This is a genomic window from Streptosporangium sp. NPDC050855 (assembly GCF_044456585.1).
Lineage (GTDB): Bacteria > Actinomycetota > Actinomycetes > Streptosporangiales > Streptosporangiaceae > Streptosporangium > Streptosporangium longisporum.
In genome coordinates this window covers 52,104-73,977 of record NZ_JBITFY010000024.1, presented here as the reverse complement: position 1 = coordinate 73,977, position 21,874 = coordinate 52,104, and the positions used below count along the sequence as shown (strand labels likewise).

The 21,874-nt window shown below is 71.6% G+C and carries 19 protein-coding genes; 1 reads left to right on the top strand and 18 read right to left on the bottom strand.

All coding sequences use genetic code 11. The annotated features are described in order from the left end of the window. Window positions 1–112: 112 nt before the first annotated feature. From ACIBCT_RS34830 to pgsA, 18 genes are all read right to left on the bottom strand, one after another. Entirely contained in the window at window positions 113–2,308 is a 2,196-nt protein-coding gene (locus ACIBCT_RS34830) for a RelA/SpoT family protein (protein WP_399196040.1), read from the bottom strand. 239 nt (window positions 2,309–2,547) lie between these two features. Further along, window positions 2,548–3,066, bottom strand: a complete 519-nt coding sequence (locus ACIBCT_RS34825) for an adenine phosphoribosyltransferase (RefSeq protein WP_399196039.1) — start codon at window positions 3,064–3,066, stop codon at window positions 2,548–2,550. A gap of 225 nt (window positions 3,067–3,291) precedes the next feature. Beyond that, complete coding sequence (gene secF, locus ACIBCT_RS34820) at window positions 3,292–4,389, bottom strand: protein translocase subunit SecF (RefSeq protein ID WP_399196036.1); 1,098 nt, start codon at window positions 4,387–4,389, stop codon at window positions 3,292–3,294. Then, a complete protein-coding gene (gene secD / locus ACIBCT_RS34815; protein WP_399196034.1) occupies window positions 4,386–6,182 on the bottom strand; it encodes a protein translocase subunit SecD in 1,797 nt (598 codons plus the stop codon). Before secD ends, secF begins: the two co-directional genes overlap by 4 nt. A gap of 84 nt (window positions 6,183–6,266) precedes the next feature. Further along, entirely contained in the window at window positions 6,267–6,647 is a 381-nt protein-coding gene (gene yajC, locus ACIBCT_RS34810) for a preprotein translocase subunit YajC (protein WP_399196032.1), read from the bottom strand. Window positions 6,648–6,899: 252 nt separating this feature from the next. Then, window positions 6,900–7,955, bottom strand: coding sequence for a Holliday junction branch migration DNA helicase RuvB (gene ruvB, locus ACIBCT_RS34805; RefSeq protein WP_399196030.1), 1,056 nt, complete (start codon window positions 7,953–7,955; stop codon window positions 6,900–6,902). Between the two features lie 34 nt (window positions 7,956–7,989). Continuing rightward, the gene (gene ruvA, locus ACIBCT_RS34800) at window positions 7,990–8,610 is read right to left on the bottom strand and encodes a Holliday junction branch migration protein RuvA (protein WP_399196029.1); all 621 of its coding nucleotides are present in this window, start codon (window positions 8,608–8,610) and stop codon (window positions 7,990–7,992) included. Next, a complete protein-coding gene (gene ruvC, locus ACIBCT_RS34795; protein ID WP_399196095.1) occupies window positions 8,607–9,203 on the bottom strand; it encodes a crossover junction endodeoxyribonuclease RuvC in 597 nt (198 codons plus the stop codon). The genes ruvA and ruvC overlap by 4 nt, the downstream gene beginning before the upstream one ends. Before the next feature lie 129 nt (window positions 9,204–9,332). Beyond that, window positions 9,333–10,559 (bottom strand): enhanced intracellular survival protein Eis, encoded by a 1,227-nt coding sequence (gene eis / locus ACIBCT_RS34790; protein ID WP_399196027.1) that lies wholly within the window; start codon window positions 10,557–10,559, stop codon window positions 9,333–9,335. Window positions 10,560–10,629: 70 nt separating this feature from the next. Next, window positions 10,630–12,045: a cation:proton antiporter gene (locus ACIBCT_RS34785; RefSeq protein ID WP_399196025.1), complete on the bottom strand. Its 1,416-nt coding sequence runs from the start codon at window positions 12,043–12,045 to the stop codon at window positions 10,630–10,632. Between the two features lie 85 nt (window positions 12,046–12,130). Next, window positions 12,131–12,883 (bottom strand): YebC/PmpR family DNA-binding transcriptional regulator, encoded by a 753-nt coding sequence (locus ACIBCT_RS34780; protein ID WP_399196023.1) that lies wholly within the window; start codon window positions 12,881–12,883, stop codon window positions 12,131–12,133. 3 nt (window positions 12,884–12,886) lie between these two features. After that, a complete protein-coding gene (pdxT, locus tag ACIBCT_RS34775) occupies window positions 12,887–13,477 on the bottom strand; it encodes a pyridoxal 5'-phosphate synthase glutaminase subunit PdxT (RefSeq protein WP_399196022.1) in 591 nt (196 codons plus the stop codon). A gap of 259 nt (window positions 13,478–13,736) precedes the next feature. Continuing rightward, entirely contained in the window at window positions 13,737–14,651 is a 915-nt protein-coding gene (gene pdxS, locus ACIBCT_RS34770; protein WP_399196021.1) for a pyridoxal 5'-phosphate synthase lyase subunit PdxS, read from the bottom strand. 153 nt (window positions 14,652–14,804) lie between these two features. Continuing rightward, window positions 14,805–15,824: a DUF3048 domain-containing protein gene (locus tag ACIBCT_RS34765; RefSeq protein ID WP_399196020.1), complete on the bottom strand. Its 1,020-nt coding sequence runs from the start codon at window positions 15,822–15,824 to the stop codon at window positions 14,805–14,807. 105 nt (window positions 15,825–15,929) lie between these two features. Further along, on the bottom strand, window positions 15,930–16,466 hold the full coding sequence (locus tag ACIBCT_RS34760) for a hypothetical protein (protein ID WP_399196018.1): 537 nt from the start codon (window positions 16,464–16,466) through the stop codon (window positions 15,930–15,932). After that, complete coding sequence (locus ACIBCT_RS34755; RefSeq protein WP_399196016.1) at window positions 16,463–17,779, bottom strand: glycosyltransferase family 4 protein; 1,317 nt, start codon at window positions 17,777–17,779, stop codon at window positions 16,463–16,465. The genes ACIBCT_RS34760 and ACIBCT_RS34755 overlap by 4 nt, the downstream gene beginning before the upstream one ends. After that, window positions 17,776–18,690, bottom strand: coding sequence for a phosphatidylinositol mannoside acyltransferase (locus ACIBCT_RS34750; RefSeq protein WP_399196014.1), 915 nt, complete (start codon window positions 18,688–18,690; stop codon window positions 17,776–17,778). The genes ACIBCT_RS34755 and ACIBCT_RS34750 overlap by 4 nt, the downstream gene beginning before the upstream one ends. 12 nt (window positions 18,691–18,702) lie before the next feature. Continuing rightward, entirely contained in the window at window positions 18,703–19,320 is a 618-nt protein-coding gene (gene pgsA, locus ACIBCT_RS34745; RefSeq protein WP_399196012.1) for a phosphatidylinositol phosphate synthase, read from the bottom strand. 412 nt (window positions 19,321–19,732) lie between these two features. On the opposite strand from pgsA, the gene ACIBCT_RS34740 reads away from it, so the two are divergent. Next, window positions 19,733–21,865 (top strand): elongation factor G-like protein EF-G2, encoded by a 2,133-nt coding sequence (locus ACIBCT_RS34740; protein ID WP_399196010.1) that lies wholly within the window; start codon window positions 19,733–19,735, stop codon window positions 21,863–21,865. Window positions 21,866–21,874: the final 9 nt, after the last annotated feature.

Below are 21,874 nucleotides of genomic sequence, written 5' to 3'. Positions count from 1 at the left end.
GACGTCCGTTCCGGGAGACCGTTCCCGGCGTGACGCCGCGGGAGCCGGGCCCCCGTTCCGGTGGACCGCCCCCCTTGCGGGAGGCATTCCGGAGCCGGTCAGGCGGGTGTTCTCAGGAGCCGGCTCCGCTGACCCGGTAGACGTCGTACACGCCCTGGATGTTGCGGACCGCCTTCAGCACGTGCCCCAGGTGCTTGGGGTCGCCCATCTCGAAGGTGAACCTGCTGATCGCCACCCTGTCCCTGGACGTCGTCACCGACGCGGACAGGATGTTGACGTGCTGGTCGGAGAGCGTGCGGGTGACGTCGGAGAGCAGGCGGGGCCGGTCCAGCGCCTCGACCTGCAGGGCGACCAGGAAGACCGAGTCGTCCGCGGCGGACCAGGCGACCTCGACCAGGCGGTCGGGCTCGGAGGTGAGCTGGTCCATGTTCGGGCAGTTGGTGCGGTGCACCGACACGCCGTGCCCGCGGGTGACGAAGCCCACGATCTCGTCGCCCGGCACCGGGGTGCAGCACCGCGACAGGCGTACCCAGACGTCGGAGTCGCCCGCGACGACCACGCCGGCGCCGCCGCTGCCACGCGGCCGGCCGCGCAGCTTGGTGGGCACGGAGGTCTCGGCGATGTCCTCCTCGGCGCCCTCCACTCCCCCGATGGACGTCACGAGCTTCTGCACGACCGTCTGCGCGGCGACGTGGCCCTCGCCGACGGCCGCGTACAGCGCGGAGACGTCGGCGTAGCGCAGGTCCCTGGCCAGGGCCAGGAGGGACTCTCCCGACATCAGGCGCTGCAACGGCAGGCCCTGCTTGCGCATGGCGCGGCCGATCGCCTCCTTGCCGGCCTCGATCGCGGTCTCGCGGCGCTCCTTGGAGAACCACTGGCGGATCTTGTTACGGGCCCGGCCGGACTTGACGAACTTCAGCCAGTCGCGCGAGGGTCCCGCGTCGGGCGACTTGGAGGTGAAGATCTCCACGGTGTCGCCGTTGCCCAGCCGTGACTCCAGGGGCACCAGGCGGCCGTTGACCCGGGCGCCGATGCAGCGGTGGCCGACCTCGGTGTGCACGGCGTAGGCGAAGTCGACCGGCGTCGCGTTCTCGGGCAGCGCGATCACCTGGCCCCGGGGCGTGAAGACGTACACCTCGGAGACCGACAGGTCGAAGCGGAGCGACTCCAGGAACTCGCCCGGGTCGGCGGTCTCCTTCTGCCAGTCGAGCAGCTGGCGCAGCCAGGCCATGTCGCTGGCGGGCTTCAGCTTCGACCCCGCGGGACCGGAGGTGGTCGTGTCCTCCTTGTACTTCCAGTGCGCCGCCACGCCGTACTCGGCCCTGTGGTGCATGCCGTTGGTACGGATCTGCAGCTCGACGGGCTTGCCCTCGGGGCCGATGACCGTGGTGTGCAGCGACTGGTACATGTTGAACTTGGGCATCGCGATGTAGTCCTTGAACCGGCCGGGCACCGGGTTCCATCGCGCGTGAATCGTTCCCAGCGCCGCGTAGCAGTCGCGGACGGTGTCGACCAGGACCCGGATGCCCACCAGGTCGTAGATGTCGTCGAAGGCGACGTCCCTGGCGATCATCTTCTGGTAGACGGAGTAGTAGTGCTTGGGGCGGCCCTTGACGGTCGCGCGGATCTTGGCGTCGCGCAGGTCGCCGGAGACCTTCTCGATGACCTCCTGCAGGAACAGGTCCCTGCGGGGGGCGCGCTCGGAGACCATGCGGGCGATCTCGTCGTAGCGCTTGGGGTAGAGCATGGCGAACGCGAGGTCCTCCAGCTCCCACTTGATGGTGTTCATGCCCAGCCGGTGGGCGAGCGGCGCGAAGATCTCCAGCGTCTCGCGGGACTTCTGGTGCCGCTTGTGCTCGGGCAGGTAGCGCATGGTGCGCATGTTGTGCAGCCGGTCGGCGAGCTTGATCACCAGCACCCGGATGTCGCGGGACATGGCCACGACCATCTTGCGCACGGTCTCGGCCTCGGCCGCGTCGCCGAACTTGACCTTGTCGAGCTTGGTGACGCCGTCGACCAGCAGCGCGATGTTGTCGCCGAAGTCCGAGCGCAGCTCGTCCAGGCCGTAGGCGGTGTCCTCGACGGTGTCGTGCAGCAGCGCGGCGCAGAGCGTCTCGTCGTCGGTGCCCAGCTCGGCGAGGATCGTCGCCACCGCCAGGGGGTGGGTGATGTAGGGGTCGCCGCTCTTGCGCTTCTGGTCGCGGTGGTGGTGGGCGGCCACGTCGTAGGCGCGCTCGATGAGTCTCAGGTCCGCCTTGGGGTGGGTCGCGCGGACCGTACGGAACAGCGGCTCCAGAACCGGGTTCATGCCGCCACCCCACTGCCCCCCAAGACGCGCGAGCCTTCGCCTTACCGCCGGCTTCTCCTCGGCGGATCCGGACATGGTGGAACCGGCATCGCCTGCGGGGGCGGTCGTCTCGGGACCACCGCCGCCGCCGGCGGTCGTGTCGGGGACGACCACATCACGGGGCACTCAGACTCCCTACGTTCGAGTCCAGATTCTTCAGTGTATCCAGACCGAGTTGTGTGCATTCGTCCGCGGGTGGGTCAAACGACGACCAAGGAGCGCACCTCGACGTCGGTCAGGCGCTCGCGCCCCCTGAGGAAGGCCAGCTCCATGAGCACGGCGAGGGCGACGACATCGGCGCCCGCCCTGCGGACCAGCTCCACCGCCGCCCGTGCCGTGCCGCCGGTGGCGAGCACGTCGTCGACGATCAGGACCCGCTCTCCGGGGACGAACGCGTCCCGGTGGACCTCGATGACGGCGGAGCCGTACTCCAGATCGTAGGACTCCTCAAGCGTCTCAGAGGGCAGTTTGCCTTTCTTGCGTACCGGAACGAAGCCCGCGCCCGCCCGGAGGGCGGCCGGGGCGGCCAGGATGAAGCCGCGCGCCTCGATTCCCACGATCTTGTCCACCTCGTACATCCCGGCCAGTTCGTCGGTCACGGCGGCGAACGCGACCGGGTCGGCCAGCAGCGGGGTGATGTCCTTGAACAGCACGCCGGGCTGCGGATAGTCGGGCACGTCGCGGATGCGGTCGAGGATCAGGCTGCTGAGCTCGGTCATGACGGTACTCCTGGGGCGGGGCGGCGAACGGGGCGGCGAACGGGGCGGCGAGACGGCGGGCGAGGCGGGCGGTACGGGCGCGACGGGCAGGACGACAGGGCGGCGGAGGAGGGGCGGGAGGGAGGGGCCGGGGCGAGCCGGACGGGTGGGGGCGAACCGGACGGGTGGGGGAAGACGAACGCCTCCGCTCCCTGCGCGGGGAGCGGAGGCGCTGACTGCCCGGAGCTACCTCTTCTTGCGTTTGTCGCCGGACGGCGTGGCCGTGCGGGTGGCCCCGCCACGGGCTGCGGCGGTCGTGCCGCCGCCCCCGCCGCCCCCGCCGCCCGTGGCTCCGGCGGTGACCGGCTGACGCGCCGCCGCCTTCGTCCCGGAGGTGCCGTGCGAGGAGAGCCTGCGGGCGATCGCCTGGTAGCGCGGCTCGCGCTCCTTCAGCGTGACCAGCAGCGGCGTCGCCACGCAGAGCGAGGAGTAGGTACCGACGATCATGCCGACGAACAGCGAGAGCGACAGGTCCTTCAGCGTGCCGGCGCCGAACAGCGTGGTGCCGATGAACAGGATGGCCGCCACCGGCAGGATCGCCACCAGGGTGGTGTTCAGCGACCGGATCAGCGTGTGGTTCAGCGCGTTGTTGGCGGCCTCGGTGTAGGTCATCTTGGAGGTCGTGCCGAGCTTGGCGGTGACCTCCTTGATCATGTCGAACACGACGACGGCGTCGTAGAGCGAGTACCCGAGGATCGTCAGGAAGCCCAGCAGGGTGGCCGGGGTGACCTCGAACCCGGACCAGGCGTAGACACCGGCGGTGATCACCAGGTCGTGCAGCAGTGCCACGACCGCGGCCAGCGCCATCTTCCACTCGAAGGCCATCGTCAGATACAGGATGATCGCCAGCATGAAGACGATCAGTCCGATGATGGCCTTGTTGGCCACCTGGCCGCCCCAGGAGCCGCCGATCACCTGCAGGGTGACGTCGTTCTGCCGGAGCCCGAACTCGCTCGCCACGGCCTTCTGCACCGCGGTGACCTGCTCGGCCGGGAGGCTCTCGGTGGTGACCCGCCAGCCGTTGTTGGTCGTCTGGGCGATGACCTGGTGGGCGCCGGACTCGGCGAACGTGCCGCGGACCTGCTCGATCGTGGCGGTCGGGGCCTTGAACGAGAAGACCGAGCCGCCCTTGAACTCCACGCCCAGGTTGAGGCCGTTGATGAGCAGACCGGCGATGGAGATCGCCAGCAGGATGCCGGAGAGGCTGTACCAGAGCTTCTGGCGGCCGACGAAGTCGACGTTGACCTCGCCCCGGTACAGCCGGCGCGCGATGCCGGACATCATGCCTCCTGCGGAACGGTCTTGGGGGCGAGGGCGGTCTCGCTCATGCGCTCGGCGTCGAGGCCGGAGAGCTTGTGCCCCCTGGCGAAGAACTTCATCTTCGCCAGCAGCGCGATGAACGGCTTGGTGAACATGAACACCACCGCGATGTCGATGAGGGTGGTCAGGCCCATCGCGAAGGCGAACCCGGCCACACCGCCGACCGCCAGGAAGTACAGCACCACGGCGGCGATGAACATGACGGCGTCGGCGATGAGGATGGTGCGCCGGGCGCGGACCCAGGCGACCTCGACGGCCGCGCGCAGCGAGCGCCGGCCCTCCTTCATCTCGTCACGGATGCGTTCGAAGTAGACGATGAACGAGTCCGCGGTGATACCGATCGACACGATCAGGCCGATGATGTGCGGCAGCGAGAGGCGGAAGCCCGCCAGCGCGCCGAGCAGCACCACGGACTGGTAGGTGACGAGCGAGGCCACGAGCAGGCTCAGCACCGAGACGATGCCGAGGCCCCGGTAGTAGAGCATCGAGTAGACCACGACCAGCAGCAGGCCGATCGCGCCCGCGATGAGGCCGCCGCGCAGCTGGTCGGCGCCCAGCGTGGAGGAGACCTCCTCGATGGAGCTCTTCTCGAACTTCAGCGGCAGCGCGCCGAACTTGAGCTGGTTGGCCAGCTCGTCGGCGGTCGCCTGGGTGAAGCTGCCGGAGATCTGCGCCCGGCCGCCGGTGATGGGCTCCTGGATGACGGGAGCGGAGATGACCACGCCGTCGAGGACCATGGCGACCTGGTTGCGCGGGGCCTGCGAGTTGAAGGCGGTGGTGGTGACCTTCGACCACTGGTCGGGACCCTGGCCCTTGAAGGAGAGCTGGACGAGCCACTCACCGGTGGTCTGGTCGACGCCCGAGGAGGCGGAGTCGATCGAGGTGCCGGTCACGGCGGCCTTCTCCAGGATGTACTTGGCGCTGCCGTCGCTGCTGCAGCCGACGTACTGCTTGTCCGGGGCGTCCTGGGCTCCCTTGCCGGCGTCCTTGGCGCAGTCGAGCGTCTCGAACTGCTTCAGGGCCGCCGGGTCGATGCCGGTGGTGTCCATGCCCGCCGCCGGGTCCTGGGGCGCGGTGGGCATGGTGCTCGGCTGGGTGGTGGGCGGGGCGCTGGCACCGGGGCTCGCTTCCGGCTTGGCCGACCCGTTGCCGCTCGGCTCGGCCGAGGGAGAGGTCGCGGGGGCCGGGGTGGCGCCGGTGAGCGCCGACGACAGGGCGCGACCGGCCGGCGTGGCGCCGGTGTCGGGCGCGGCGGTCGTGCCGGGCTTCGGGGTCGTGCCGGGCCTGGGGGTCGTGGACTCCGCGGGCTCGGCCTTCTTGTCGCCCTTGTCGCCCTTTTCACCCTTGCCCGAGGCCGTGGGCGACGGCGACGGGGTCGGCGCCTTGGTGGACAGCTGTCCCGGGGGCGCGGGCGAGCCGGGCCCGACCGCCAGCACCTGGCGGAACCTCAGTTCCGCGGTGGTGCCGACCAGCTTGACGACCTCCTCCTGGCCCGCGCCGGGGACGGAGATGACGATGTTGTCACCGGACTTGGCGACCTCGGCGTCGGAGATGCCGGTGCCGTTCACCCGATCCCGGATGATGTTCACGGCGAGGTCGAGGCTCTCCTCGGTGGGAGCGGTCCCGTTCGGCGTGATGGGCGACAGCGTCACTGTCGTGCCGCCGGCGAGGTCGAGGCCGTACTCGGGGGTGTACGCCTTGTTGAGGAGCATCGCCCCGCCCATGGCGAGAATGATCGCCAGGAGCAACAGGAGCATGCGCCCCGGTCTGCTCTGGCTGCTGGTCGGTCGGGCCACTGGTCGTCAGTTCTTTCGGCTATAGGGGACTGATGGGGATCCTGCTCACGGTTTCCTGATCGTCGAGTCCTGGTCCTCGCCCCGCTGCTCGGCGGTCTTCGGCGCGTCCTGGACGACCGGGGTGGCCGGGGTCGCCGGGTCGGCGGTGTACGTGGTGTCGACGGCCTTGAGGTCCTCCTCCGCGTCGTCGACGGGGACCAGGACACGGCCGATCGCCGCCTTGACCCACCGGGTCTCGACTCCGGGGGCGATCTCCAGGATCACGTCGTCGGCGTCGATGGCCACCACGGTCCCGAAGAGACCCGTCGTGGTCATCACGCCGGTGCCGGGGGTGAGACTGTTCTGCATCTTGGCCTGTTCCTGCTGCCGCTTGCGCTGCGGGCGGATGAGCAGGAAGTAGAACACCACGACCATGAGAGCGATCATGATCAAACTCGAATAGCTGTCGCCCACGGGGCCGCTCCCTCTCTTGAGAATGACCGGCGGAAGCCGGACGTCTTGTACGGCCACGCCACTCAGCACGTCAGCCTACACAGCCGGCCAAGCCTAGGAGTTTAGGCGAGCTGTTAGGAGCGCGGCAACGAGGTCACGTTTCGGCGCACGAGGAAGTTCCCATTTCGATACTCTTGTCATTGATCTGTGATCAATCCCGTACGTTCTCCCTACCGATTCCACACGCTATATCTTCCCGGGCTCGTCCCCGAGCCCGACCAGGAACGAGGCGCCGAAGGCGTCCGGCGGGGGGGTCAGCCCCAGGTGGGTCCAGGCCGCGGCGGTCGCCACCCGGCCCCTGGGCGTACGGGCCAGCAGCCCCTGGCGCACCAGGAACGGCTCGGCCACCACCTCGACCGTCTCCGGCTCCTCCCCCACCGCGACCGCCAGCGTCGACAGCCCCACCGGCCCGCCGCCGAACTTGCGCAGCAGCGCCCCGAGCACCGCCCGGTCCAGCCGGTCGAGCCCCTCGGCGTCGACCTCGTAGAGGTTGAGCGCGGCCGAGGCGATGTCCTTGGTCACCACGCCGTCGGCGCGGACCTCGGCGAAGTCGCGGACCCTGCGCAGCAGGCGGTTGGCGATACGGGGCGTGCCGCGCGAGCGCCCGGCGATCTCCTGGGCGGCGTCGGCGGGAAGGGTGACGCCCAGCAGCCGCGAGGAGCGGTGCAGCACCTGCTCCAGCTCGGCGACCCCGTAGAAGTCCATGTGCGCGACGAAGCCGAAGCGGTCGCGCAGCGGAGCGGGCAGCATGCCGGCCCGGGTGGTGGCCCCGACCAGGGTGAACGGGGCGATCTCCAGGGGGATGGCGGTCGCCCCCGGCCCCTTGCCCACCACGATGTCGACGCGGAAGTCCTCCATCGCGAGGTAGAGCATCTCCTCGGCGGGCCTGGCCATCCGGTGGATCTCGTCGATGAACAGGACCTCGCCCTCCGACAGGGTCGACAGGATCGCCGCGAGGTCACCGGCCCGTTCCAGTGCGGGCCCGGAGGTGATCCGGAGCGGCACCGAGAGCTCGGTCGCGATGATCATGGAGAGGGTCGTCTTGCCGAGTCCCGGGCCGCCGCTCATCAGCACGTGGTCCGGCGGCCGGTTGCGCCGCAGCGCGCTCTGCAGCACCAGCGAGAGCTGCTCGCGCACCCGCGCCTGGCCGATGAACTCGTCCAGCCGCTTGGGCCGCAGCGCCGCCTCGATGTTCTGCTCGTCGTCCTCGGCGTCCGGCGACACCAGGTCCCGCTCGCTCACGCCCGTCCGCCTTCCCTCGCCGGCCACAGGTCCGTCATCGCACGCTCAGCACCCGCAGGGCGGCCTTGAGCAGGGCCGCCACCGGCGGGGTGCGGCCCTCGGCCAGCGCCGTGTCGGCCTGGGGTGCGACCGCGGCGACGGCCTCGTCGGCGTCGCGGGCCGAGTAGCCGAGCCCGACCAGGCCGGAGTGGACCTGGTCGCGCCAGACGGGCACCGGGGCGTCGCCGTTGAGCGCGGCGGTGACGGCCTCCTCGGGGGTGCCGAGCTTGTCCTTGAGGTCGACGATGATCCGCTGGGCGCCCTTGGGGCCCACCCCGGGGACCCTGGTCAGCGCCTTGACGTCGGCGGCGGCCACGGCCATCCGGAGCGCGTTGGGGGTGTGCACCGCCAGCATCGCCAGCGCGACCTTGGGGCCGACCCCGCTGGCCGCCTGGAGCATCTCGAAGATGCCGCGCTCGTCGTCGGTGGCGAAGCCGAAGAGCGTCAGCGACTCCTCGCGGACCACCAGCGAGGTGGCCAGCCGCACCTCCTCGCCCTGCCTGAGCGTCGCCAGCGTCGTCGGGGTGCAGTGCACCCGGACGCCGACGCCGCCGACCTCGACGATCGCCCCGTCGGGCGCGATCGCGGTCACCTGTCCCCGAACCGAGGCGATCACGTGCTGGTTCCTCTCGAGTATCCGGCCGTCCCGCCCCGGCCGCGGAAGTAGGCCGCGGCGGTCGTCTTCGGGCCGCTCGCCGCCCTGGCCTTGGCCGCGGCCTCGGCCAGCCTGTTCTGAGCGCCGCCCCGCCAGACGTGGCAGATGGCCAGGGCGAGCGCGTCCGCGGCGTCGGCGGGCTTGGGCATGGCGTCCAGCCGGAGCAGGCGGGTGACCATCGTGCCGACCTGCTGCTTGTCGGCCGTGCCGCTGCCGGTGATCGCGGCCTTGACCTCGGACGGCGTGTGCAGCGCCACCGGCAGCCCCCGGCGGGAGGCGCACAGGATCGCCACCGCGGAGGCCTGCGCGGTGCCCATCACGGTCCTGAGGTTGTGCTGGGCGAAGACCCGCTCCACGGCCACCGCGTCGGGTTCGACCTCGTCGAGCCACTGCTCGATGCCGGCCTCGATCGCCACCAGCCGGGCGCCGATCTCGTCGTCGGCGGGGGTACGGACCACCCCGACCCTGACCAGGTTCAGCGGCGCCCCGGGCCGCCCCTCGACCGCGCCGAGCCCGCATCGGGTCAGCCCGGGATCGACCCCCATCACCCGCAGCTCGGGCACCCGCACCGACACGCCTCCGCTCGCCGAACACCTGTTCGGTGGCAGACTCTACCGCGTGCGGGCACGGCGCGCACGGCTCTCGCGGGCCCGGCGGCCGGTGTCAGCCGGGGTCAGCCGGGGTCAGAAGGAGTCGAGCATGTACGGGGTGGCGCGGAAGGCCGTCTCCAGGACCCCGAGGACACCTGCGACATCCGCGGCACCCGCGGCATCCGGGGCGCCCGTGACACCGGTGGCGTCCGGGGATGCGGTGCCGGAGGGGACGGTGAGCGCCCCCGAGCGGTGCAGGGTGGCCGCCGGGACGCCCGCGAACAGCGCGGAGAAGCCCCCGGCGGTGAGGACCGGCACGGAGCCGGGCGGGGCCTCGGCGGGACGGGCCTCGCCGGCGCCACCGCGGACCGAGAGCCGCCAGGCGCCGGAGTTGGCGGGGCGGTGGGGATCCTCGACCCGGACGACGGTGTCGAGGGTGACGCCGTCGGGGAAGCCCCGGCCGGCGACGGCGGCGGGCAGGTCGACCACCCGGAACATCCAGCGGGTCTGGGTGACCTCGTCCTTCTTGCGTTCACCGATCAGCCAGAAGACCGGGTCGTCGGGGGCGACGATGGCGCGGACCGACGTGGCGATCGAGGACGAGGAGCCGATCAGCGACCACAGGGTGCGGGCGGTGGCCTCGGAGCCGGCCAGCAGGGCGTCGACCTCGATGTCGTCGCCGTCCCAGCGGTAGATCACGAACCCGTCGTCGGCCAGGTAGAGGAAGTCGTCCTCCTCCTCCAGCCACAGGCGCCAGGTCGGCTCGTCCCAGCAGATCGGGCCGGAGGCGCGGGCGCCGGCGTGCACCCGCCCCATGATCTCGATCACCTCGGCGGCGTCGCCGGGCCCCATCCGGCGGACCGGGGACCGCTCGGCGGGCCCGATCGCGCGCAGCGCCTCGGCCGGGAAGGTGGCCCGGTGCAGGGCTCCGGCGTGTTCCCAGCCGAGCGAGCGGTAGACGCGGGTCGCGGCCGGATAGAGCGCCGAGACCGGGTGCCCCAGCTCGGCGCAGCGGTCCACGGTGGCCCGCAGGAGCATCCGGCCGACGCCGCGCCCGCGGTCCTCCGGGGCGACCGTCACCGAGGCGACGCCGCCCATGGAGATCGGCCTGCCGTGCCACCACTGGGTGAAGTCGTTGATCCTGCTGGTGGCGATCAGCCGGGGGCCGTCGGCGACGCCGAGATACCTGCCGGCCTCCAGGACCGGGACGACCTGTGCCCGCCAGTCCTCCAGGTCACCGGACGGGATGATCCCGAAGGCGCGCCTGCGGTTGTCGAGCACCGCGTCGAGGTCGTCGGCGGTCAGGGGGCGTATCTCCACGAGCGGACAAGATAGTCGGCCGCCTCCCCGCCGGGCCAACCCTTTTTCGCGGCCCCCGGTCCCGCCGCCCTCAGAGGTGCTGGGTGGCGGGGTCGGCGTCCCGGGCGCGGCCGACCCGCTCGCGGAGCCGGTCCAGGCGAGTCATCACCGGCGTGGCCGAGATGCCGTGCACGACCAGGGAGGCCAGCACCGTGAAGGCGACCACCGCCCACAGCTCCGCGGCCGGTACGCCGAAGTCGGCCTGGCCGAGGGCGTAGGCGAGGTAGAACAGCGAGCCGATGCCGCGGATGCCGAAGAACGCGGTCGCGATGCGCTCGCGCGGACCGGCCCGTCCGCCCAGTTCGGCCAGCCATCCGGTCAGTGGCCGGATCACCAGGATCAGCAGCAGGCCGACGGCGGCGCCCCGCCAGGTGAGCGCGTTCAGCCCGCCGGTGGCGATGAACCCGCCGAGCAGGACGATCAGCCAGGCGGTGAACAGCCGCTCGATCTGCTCGATGAAGCCGTGCAGCACCCCGTTGTAGCCGTGGTCGCGCTCGGCGGCCCTGATCGTGCAGGCGGTCACGAACACCGCGATGAAGCCGTACCCGTGCACCAGCTCGGTCAGGCCGTAGGCCAGGAACGTCGCGGCCAGCGCCACGAAGCCGTCGCGGTGCTCGGCCAGCCGCAGGTCGGAGGCGCGGGCGCGGAAGAAGAGCCGCCCCAGCAGCTTGCCTATCAGCAGGCCGCCCACCACGCCGGCGCCGCACCGGTAGAGCACGTCCACCAGCGCCCACTCGCCCAGCCAACCGGCTCCCCCGCTGACGGCCAGCGCGATCGCGGCGTACACCAGGGGGAAGGCCAGGCCGTCGTTGAGACCGGCCTCGGACGTGAGGGTGAAGCGGACCTCGTCGTCGTCCTTCTCCGCGGCACCGTCCTTCCCCGCGTCGTCGTCCTTCCCCGCGTCGTTCTTCCCCGCGTCGTCCTTCTCCGCCTCGTCGTCCTTCCCCGCCTCGCGAGGCCTCTCCTGGCCGTCGGGGTTCTCCGACTCCTCGGCCTTCTCCGAGTCGACGGGCTCGCCGACCTGCACGTCGGAGGCGAGCACCGGGTCGGTCGGGGCGAGCACGGCGCCCAGCAGCAGCGCCGCCGCCAGCGGCCAGCCGAGCAGGCCGTAGGCGGCGGCGGCCACGCCGAGGACGGTCAGCGGGAGCGTCCAGCCCAGCAGGCGCCAGGTCGACGACCAGGAGTGCCGGCCGAAGGGACGGTTGATGGCCAGCCCGGCGCCCATCAGGGAGATCAGCACGCACACCTCGGTGGCGTGCTCGACCATGGCCCGGTGGGCGATCGGGTCGGCGTCCGGGAGATCGAGCGGTAGTACGTACAGGAGAACGCCGAACAGCAGGCAGGCCAGCGGAAGGGAGAAGGGACGTCGGTTCAGGAGCTGCGGCAGGGTGGCCGCGAGCAGCGCGGCGACACCGGCCACGGCAAAGATCAGATCAGGATTGCCCATCGTCCGCGTGATATGCCCCTGACCAGAAGGGCAAACATCGCAGATGAGGTGAGATCAACCTAAAATCACCGGGTGGCCGGGGCCGTCAGGCGTCCAGCTTCTCCATGACCTCGTCGGAGACGTCGAAGTTGGCCCAGACGTTCTGCACGTCGTCGCTGTCCTCCAGGGCGTCGATCAGCCGGAAGACCTTGCGGGCGCCGTCCTCGTCGAGGGGGACGTTCAGCGTCGGCATGAAGCTCGACTCGGCCGAGTCGTAGTCGATCCCGGCGTCCTGCAGGGCCTTGCGGACCGGGACGAGGTCGGTGGCCTCGGAGACCACCTCGAACTGGTCGCCCAGGTCGTTGACCTCCTCGGCGCCCGCGTCCAGCACGGCCGACAGCACGTCGTCCTCGCCCAGGTCGCCCTTGGGGACGAGCACGACGCCCTTGCGGTTGAACATGTAGGACACCGAGCCGGGGTCGGCCAGCGAGCCGCCGTTGCGGGTCAGCGCGACGCGGACCTCGGAGGCGGCGCGGTTGCGGTTGTCGGTCAGGCACTCGATCAGCACCGCGACGCCGCCGGGGGCGTACCCCTCGTACATGATGGTCTGCCAGTCGGCGCCGCCGGCCTCCAGGCCGCCGCCGCGCTTGCGGGCGCGCTCGATGTTGTCGATCGGCACCGAGTTCTTGCGCGCCTTGGTGATGGCGTCGTACAGCGTCGGGTTACCGTCGGGGTCGGGGCCGCCCGTCCGTGCCGCCACCTCGATGTTCTTGATGAGCTTGGCGAACAGCTTGCCGCGCTTGGAGTCGAGCGCGGCCTTCTTGTGCTTCGTCGTCGCCCATTTGGAGTGGCCGGACATCGCCTAGAGCTCCCTCACCATCTCAGCGAAATATGAATGCACGCCGACATCCCCGGTGATCTCCGGGTGGAAGGACGTGGCGAGCAGCGGTCCCTGACGGACCGCGACGATCCTATCCCCAGGTTCGGCCAGCGCCAGCACTTCGACCTCCGAACCCACGGATTCCACCCAGGGGGCGCGGATGAAGACCGCCCGCATCTCCCCCCGGCCGGCGAAGTCGATGTCGGCCTCGAAGGAGTCGACCTGGCGGCCGAAGGCGTTGCGGCGGACGACCATGTCGATGCCGCCGATCGTCTGCTGGCCCTCGATCCCGTCCTCGATCCGGTCGGCCAGCATGATCATGCCGGCGCAGGAGCCGTAGGCGGGCATGCCGGCCTTGATCCGCATGCGGAGCGGTTCGAGCAGCTCGAAGGTCTCGGCGAGCTTCCACATCGTGGTGGACTCCCCGCCCGGCACGACGAGGCCGTCGACCTCCTCCAGCTCCCGGGGCCGCCGCACGGCGACCGCCCGGGCGCCCACGGCCTCCAGGGCGCGCATGTGCTCGCGCACGTCGCCTTGGAGCGCGAACACGCCGATCGTGGGGGCGTTGGTCACCGGTGGTCCTTCCAGAGCGGGTGGGTGCCTCTTCAGGGTATGACCAACGCCTGGATCATCCCAAAACGACCTCTCGTCGCCCCCACCCGCCCCCGCCGGGGTTCCGGTGGGAGCGGGGTGGATCGCGTCGGGCCGCCCGGGACGGGGCCGCGCGGGGAGCGGCGACCCGCACGGGCCGGTGCGGGGCCGTACGGAGGGCGGCGGCCACATCCGGCCACATCCGGCCGGTCCGGCCGTCCGGCGCGGGGCCGTGCGGGGACTACCAGCCGCGCTCGGCCAGGCGGTGCGGGGCCGGGATCTCGTCGACGTTGATGCCCACCATGGCCTCGCCCAGGCCGCGGGAGACCTTGGCGATGACGTCGGGGTCGTCGTGGAAGGTGGTGGCCTTGACGATGGCCGAGGCCCGCTCGGCCGGGTTGCCGGACTTGAAGATGCCCGAGCCGACGAACACGCCCTCGGCGCCGAGCTGCATCATCATCGCCGCGTCGGCCGGGGTCGCGATGCCGCCGGCGGTGAACAGCACGACCGGCAGCTTGCCGGCCCTGGCGACCTCGGCGACCAGCTCGTAGGGGGCCTGGAGCTCCTTGGCCGCCACGAACAGCTCGTCCTCGGGCAGCGAGGACAGCCGCTTGATCTCGCCGCGGATCTTGCGCATGTGCATGGTGGCGTTGGACACGTCGCCGGTGCCCGCCTCACCCTTGGAGCGGATCATCGCCGCGCCCTCGGTGATGCGGCGCAGCGCCTCGCCCAGGTTGGTCGCGCCGCAGACGAAGGGCACGGTGAAGCGCCACTTGTCGATGTGGTTGGCGTAGTCGGCCGGGGTGAGGACCTCGGACTCGTCGATGTAGTCGACGCCGAGCGACTGCAGGACCTGGGCCTCGACGAAGTGGCCGATACGGGCCTTGGCCATGACCGGGATCGAGACGGCGGAGATGATGCCGTCGATCATGTCGGGGTCGCTCATCCGGGAGACGCCGCCCTGGGCGCGGATGTCGGCGGGCACCCGCTCGAGCGCCATGACGGCGACGGCGCCGGCATCCTCGGCGATCTTGGCCTGCTCGGCGTTCACGACGTCCATGATGACGCCGCCCTTGAGCATCTCTGCCATGCCGCGCTTGACCCGGGCGGTTCCGGTGACGGTGGTCTCGCTGACTTCGGGCGTGCTGCTGGACACGGGCTCTACCTCACGACGTCTGGCTGCGGGGCACGGGCCGCCCCGGAGGGCGACCGCTGACGTCTCCATCGTAGGCGCAGGGCGGCCTCTCCCCTCACACGCCACCTTGTCACTGTCGGCGGACCGTCTTGGACATCGTGTAAGGGTCGCCCGTCAGGGGATGACGGGCTTGGCCGAGGCCAGCACGACCCAGACCTGTCCGGGGGCGAAGTTCATCGGATCCCCGGCCTCGGTGGTGAAGACCGTGCCCTTCTTCTCCGAGGGCCGCGACCAGCGGGCCTTGAACGCCTGGCCGTCGCGGAGCACGACCGCCCTGCCCTTGCCGGTGGTGTGCACCAGCGGGGTGTAGCTCTGGTTCTTGTCGTGGAACTGCGAGCGCTCGGTCTTGGTGTACTGCACGACGATCGTGGGGGCGCCGAGCTGGCCTCCCTCGGCGGCCATGTTCTTCTTGCCGTCCTGCCAGATCAGCCATTTCTCCGCCGCCTGGGACCAGACGAACCCGAAGCGGGCCGCCGGGTAGCGCACGGTGTAGGTCTTGCGCGGCACGCCCCCTTCCGGGGCGTCGCCGAAGGTGAACCCGATGTCCTTGGCCTTGGACGCCTTGGGCGCCCCGGCCAGCAGCCGCCGGGTCTCGGCGAAGAGGTTGTAGGGGGCGAAACGGCCGGGCTGGCGGAAGTACGCGCCCGGCTGCCTGCTGTCGGAGACGTCGAACAGCGGCGCCTCTGCGATGAAGGGCAGCATCTTGGTCTGCGCGCCCGAGTAGGCGAAGGCGGGCCTGCCGAACTGCGGGACGATGTGCAGGTCGGAGATGCGGGCGCTGCGGACCGGGCCGACCTTGGCCGGGAGCTTCGAGGAGAAGATCGCCATCAGGCGGGTCAGCCCGGCCTCGACCTGCTCGACGTAGACGACGTCGGCGCTCTTGAGGCCGAGCTGCGGCTTGCCCGCCGCGGTGTTCTCGATCTTCACCGCGACCACCGGCCTGCGGGCCGCGCCCGGCATGCCGGTGAAGGGGTGCGTCGGCTCGGGCTCCGGGGTCGGGGTCGCGCCGGGCTCGGCGCCCGAACCCTGGGCGTTGCCCGCGGGGGCCGCCGGCTCGTCGGAGGAGCAGGCGGCGGCCGGCGCGAGGAGCGCGACTCCCGCCACCGCGGCGGTGATCATCCGGGGCACCCGCACGACTCGTCTCCTCCAGGTAGGCCTCTGGCGCGAACGCCATGAGCCTACCGGTGTCCGACTTATCAGATACGTGGGTTTATGCACCGCCTATTAGGCGTATTTGGGCTATTCGGCGGCGAGCGCCTTGGGCGGCGCGTCGTCGATCTCGAAGAACTCCGGGTAGGCGGTGTGCCCGGCCAGCCGCAGCGTGCGGGCCAGCCAGCGGCGCTGCGCGGTACGGGTCACGCCCACCGCGTTGTTGTAGAACCGGCGGGCGTAGAGGACCTTCGCCACCGCGGCGCCCAGCTCCTCCAGCAGATCGGACCCGGCCCGCGTGCCGGCCAGCCGGTCCCGGAAGCGCTCCTGGTCGACGACGGCCCGCAGGGTGCGCGACAGGTCGCTCTCGGCGTGCTCACGCTCCTCAGGGCCCGCGGTACGGGCCTCGTGGGCGGCGGCGGCCAGCACCAGGCTGGTCGCCGGGTCCAGCATCCGGGAGGCCGCCAGCTCCAGGCTGACGGCCGTCCGCCGCACCAGCGCGGCGTCCAGCGACTCGCGGGCCAGCTCCAGCCGGATGTGCAGCCGGTCCAGCCGGCCCGCCCGCCAGGAGACGTAGACGGCGAGGAGCACGACGAACGCGCCCGCCACCAGGATCGTGGTCGTCACGCCGTGCCGTCCCCTTCGGTCGCCGTGCCGACCAGCGCGGCGCCCGCGGGCTGTCCGGCCCCGCCGGACCGGGGAGCGGCCACCGCCACGCCACCGGGACCGGCGGTGCCGCCGATGCCGTCAGGGCCGGTCGCCTCGCCGGTGCCGCGGGCGTCGGGGGCGTCCCCGAGGCTCTCGGCGTCCTCGGCGTCCTCCTCGACGCCGGTCGTGCTCGCCGTGCTCGCGACCGTCTCGTAGACCCTCAGCACGTCGCGGGCGACGGTGGACCAGTCGTACTTGCGCACGGCCTGGCGGGCCTCCCGCGAGAGCGTGGCCCGGCGCTCGGGGTCGTCCAGCAGGGCGGCGGCCTCGCGGGCCAGCGACGCCGCGTCGCCCGTGGTGAACAGCGCCCCGGCCCGGCCCTCGTCGAGCACCTTGGCGAAGGCCGGGATGTCGCTCGCCAGGATCGCCGCCCCCGCCGACATCGCCTCGGTCAGCACGATACCGAAGCTCTCGCCGCCCAGGTTGGGCGCGCAGAAGACGTCGACCGTGTGGTAGGCGCGGACCTTGTCCTCCTCGCTCACCATGCCGAGCAGCCCGATCCGGTCGTGGTAGGCGGCCGGGACCCGCTCCAGCACCTCGGCGGCGTCCCCGGGGCCGGCCAGTAGCAGGCGCAGCGCCGGTCGTTCGGCGGCCAGCAGGGTGAAGGCCTCCAGCAGCACCGGCAGGCCCTTGCGCGGCTCGTCCATCCGGCCGAGGAAGCCGATCACCTCGCCCTCGTCCCAGCCGGGCAGCGGCTCGCCCTCGGCGTAGCGGGCGACCGCCACCCCGTTGGGGATCAGCACGGCGTCGCCGCCCATGAACTCGACCAGGGTCTTCCTGGCCGCGTCGGAGACGGCGATCCGGCCGGTGATCTTCTCCAGCGCGCTCATGATGATCGCCACCCCGGCCGAGAAGGACCGGGAGTTGCCGTAGGAGGCGTGGAAGGTGGCCACGATCGGCCCCTTGGCCACCCAGCAGGCGAGCAGCCCGAGCGACGGGATGGCCGGCTCGTGCACGTGCAGCACGTCGAACCGGCCCTCGCGCACCCAGCGCCGTACCCGGTTCGCCGACAGGAACCCGAACGACATCCTGGCCACCGACCCGTTGAAGGGCACCGGGACGGCGCGGCCGGCCGAGGTCACGTACGGGGGCAGCGGGGCGTTGTCCGCCGCCGGGGAGATCACCGAGACGTGGTGGCCGTCGGCCATGAGCGCCTCGGCCAAGTCGCGGATGTGCACTTGGACGCCGCCGGGAACGTCCCAGGTGTAGGGGCAGACGATGCCGATCCTCATGCCCGGGGCTCCAGGTCCTCGAGCCAGAGGCGCTGCAGCATGTGCCAGTCCTCGGGGTGCTCGGCTATGCCCTTCTCGAAGACGGTGGCCAGGCTCTGCATCGCCGCGGCCACCCTCTCCTTCCTGTCGCCCTCGGCCGGGATCGCGATCTCGTCGTAGAACTGCAGGCCCCAGCCGGACTCGGTGAAGTAGGGCAGGGCCGGGATGAGCGGGGCCCCGGTGTGCACGGCCAGCAGGCCGGGTCCGGCGGGCATCCGGGTGGCCGCGCCGAAGAACTGCACCTGGACCCCCTTGGCGGTCAGGTCCCGTTCGGCCGGCAGGGCCACCGGCAGGCCGGCGCGCAGGCGCTGCGCCAGGGTGCCGAAGGTGTGGCCCTCCCCGCCGGTGAGCGGGAGCACCTCCATGCCCAGGCCCTCGCGGAAGGCGGTGTAGCGGTGGAAGAGCGACTCGGGCTTGAGCCGCTCGGCGACCGTGGTGAACGGGTGGCCCGTCTTGGCGAACCAGGCGCCGGCCTGGTCCCAGTTGCCCGTGTGCGGCAGGGCCATGACCACTCCCCTGCCCGCGGCCAGGTGGTCGTAGACCGTCTCGGCCCCGACCACGTGCATCCGGGAGACGATCTCCTCGATGGGCATCGAGGGCAGCCGGAACACCTCGTGGAAGTAGCGGAAGTAGGAGCGCATGCCGGCGCGGCTGAGCTCCCGGATCGCCGGGTCCGAGGGCGAGGTGCCCTTGACGCGGGCGAGGTTGGCCTCCAGCCTGAGCACGGACTTGCCCCGGCGCTTCCACAGCCGGTCCGCGGCGACGCGGAAGGCGGCGGCGGTGAGCCGCTCGGGCAGGCGGGGAACGACCGTCCAGCCGGCGCCGAACGCGGCCGCGACGAGACGATCCTGGAGGGAGGGCGTGTCGGTCATCGATCTTTCCGATCAGCGGAGGGTGCGGGGCGGGGCGGAGACGGCCTGCCGGCGCACGTGCAGCAGGCGCTGGCCCACGGTGACCGCGCTGGCCACGGCGAGCAGCCAGAGTCCCACGGGCAGGACGTACGGCACGCCGAGACCGCCGAGCCCGGTCGAGACCAGGCCGACGACCAGGCGTTCGGGCCGCTCGGCGAGGCCGACGTCGCACGTCATGCCGAGCGCCTCGGCCCTGGCCTTGACGTAGGAGACCACCGCGCCCGCCGCGAGGCAGAACAGCGCGACCCCGGCCAGCACCGGCTGGTCGCTCACGATGAACCAGCACACCAGCCCGGAGAAGATCCCGGCGTCGCCGACCCGGTCGAGGGTGGAGTCCAGGAAGGCGCCCCAGACGCTCCCCGGGCCCGTCATCCTGGCCATCACCCCGTCCAGGAGGTCGGCCAGCACGAAGAAGGTGATCACCACCGTGCCGACGAACAGCTGGCCCCTGGGGTAGAAGAACAGGGCCGCGGCGACGGTCCCGAGCGTGCCCGCCGCGGTGACCGCGTTGGGGCTGACCCCATGACGGGTGAGGGCCCGGCCCAGCGGGGTCAGGACTCGGGTGACGGCGGGGCGCAGAAGTTTCAACATCGCGCTCCGATCGTAGGCCAACCGGCCTGCACCCGCGCTACGGCCACCCGATGATCACGCACCGCTCGCGCGCCGTCCCGGCGACGGCCGCACGGGCGGCGACACGGGCGGCGACACGGGCGGCGGCACGGACGGTCATACGGTGACGGCACGGGTGACGGCCGCGGGACGGCCGCGCGGGTGACGGCGCGTCGGCCGGGACGCGCGCCGGAGTCGCCCGGCCATCCGTACGAACCGGATCAATAGCGATTCGATCTTCTTCTCGCAAGAGGATCGCCTCACCCCTCTTGTGATATTCGCCACATGGGTATTTGGTGAACAGACCGCGTCCGTCGGCGTACGGGCGCGGCTGCGACCCCCGGGGTGTGGCCCCACCGGGCCGTGCTCCTTCGGCAACGACGCGGGAGGCGATGTGGCGGAGAGAACATCCGGCGGAGCAGCGGGAGCCGCGGGGAGGGCACCCGCGGCCGACCGGCCGGACATGATCAGAAATGTCGTGCTGGTCGGCCATTCCGGTGCCGGGAAGACCACGCTGGTGGAGGCCCTGCTAGAGGCGACACGGACCGTCTCGCGGCCGGGCCGGGTCGAGGACGGAACCACCGTGAGCGACTTCGACGAGGTCGAGGTGCGCCAGCAGCGCTCGGTGAACCTCACCGTGTCCCCGGTGGTGCACAACAGCATCAAGATCAACCTCCTGGACACCCCCGGCTACGCCGACTTCGTCGGGGACCTGCGCGCCGGGCTGCGCGCGGCCGACGCGGCGCTGTTCGTGGTCTCGGCCTGCGACGGCGTGGACGGCCTGACCAGGATGCTCTGGGAGGAGTGCGCCGCGGTCGGCATGCCGCGCGCCGTGGTGATCACCAAGATGGACCACCAGCGGGCCGACTTCGAGGCCGCCCTGGCGGCCTGCCAGGACGCCTTCGGCGACGGGGTGTCCCCGCTGTACCTGCCGGTGGTGACCAACGGCCGGGTGAACGGCCTGATCGGGCTGCTGAGCCAGAAGTTCTACAACTACGCGACCGGCACCCGGACCGAGAACGCCCCGGGCCCGGCCTACGCCGACCAGATCGAGCTCTACCGCGGCGCCCTGATCGAGGGCGTCATCCAGGAGAGCGAGGACGAGTCCCTGATGGACCGCTACCTCTCCGGCGAGGAGATCGAGACCAAGGCCCTCGTCGAGGACCTGGAGAAGGCGGTCGCGCGCGGCGGCTTCCACCCGGTGCTGGCCGCCGGGGCGGGGGTGGGCGCGACGGAGATCCTGGAGCTCGTCACCCAGGGGTTCCCCTCGCCGCTCGAACACCCGCTGCCCGAGGTCGTCACCCTCGACGGCACCCCCGTCCCCGGCATCACCTGCGACCCCGAGGGCCCGCTGGTCGCCGAGATCGTCAAGACCACCAGCGACCCGTACGTGGGCCGGATCAGCCTGGTCCGGGTCTTCTCCGGCACCCTGCGCCCCGACATGACCGTGCACGTCTCCGGGCACGGCCTGGCCGACCGCGGGCACGAGGACCACGACGTGGACGAGCGCATCGGCGCGCTGTCCTGCCCGCTGGGCAAGCTCCAGCGCACCGTCGGCACGTGCGTGGCCGGGGACATCGTCGCGGTCGCCAAGCTGTCGCGCGCCGAGACCGGCGATACCCTCTCCGACCGGGAGAACCCGCTGCTGATGACGGCCTGGACGATGCCGGAGCCGCTGCTGCCGGTCGCGATCCAGCCCCGGTCCAAGGCCGACGACGACAAGCTCGGCCAGGCGCTGCAGCGGCTGGTCGCCGAGGACCCGACGCTGAGGCTGGAGAACAACCCCGAGACCCGCCAGCTCGTGCTCTGGTGCATGGGCGAGGCCCACGCCGACGTGCTGCTCGACCGACTGAGCAGACGGCACGGCGTGGAGGTGGAGAAGGTCGAGCTGCGGGTGCCGCTGCGGGAGACCCTGGGCGGCAGCTGCCGCGTCCTGGGCCGCAACGTCAAGCAGACCGGCGGCCACGGCCAGTTCGCCGTCTGCCACCTGGAGGTCGAGCCCCTGCCCTCCGGCGGCGGCTTCGAGTTCGTGGACAAGATCGTCGGCGGGGTGGTGCCGCGCCAGTTCATCCCCTCGGTGGAGAAGGGCGTGCGCACCCAGATGCAGCGCGGGGTCGTCGCCGGCTACCCCATGGTGGACGTGCGGGTGACCCTCTACGACGGCAAGGCCCACTCGGTCGACTCCTCCGACATGGCCTTCCAGATCGCCGGGGCGCTCGCGCTCAAGGAGGCCGCGGCCAAGGTGCCCACCCTGCTGCTCGAACCGGTCGACGAGGTCGGCGTGCTGGTCGCCGACGAGCACGTGGGCGCGGTGATGTCCGACCTGTCCTCGCGCCGGGGCCGCGTGCTGGGCACCGAACCGGTGGGCGCGGGCCGCACCCTTGTCAAGGCCGAGGTGCCCGAGCTGGAGATCACCCGCTACTCGATCGACCTGAGATCGATGTCACACGGCACCGGCACGTTCCGCCGGACCTTCCTGCGCTACGAACCACTCCCGTCCCACCTGGTGGAGAAGGTCACCGCCTGAGACCGCGGG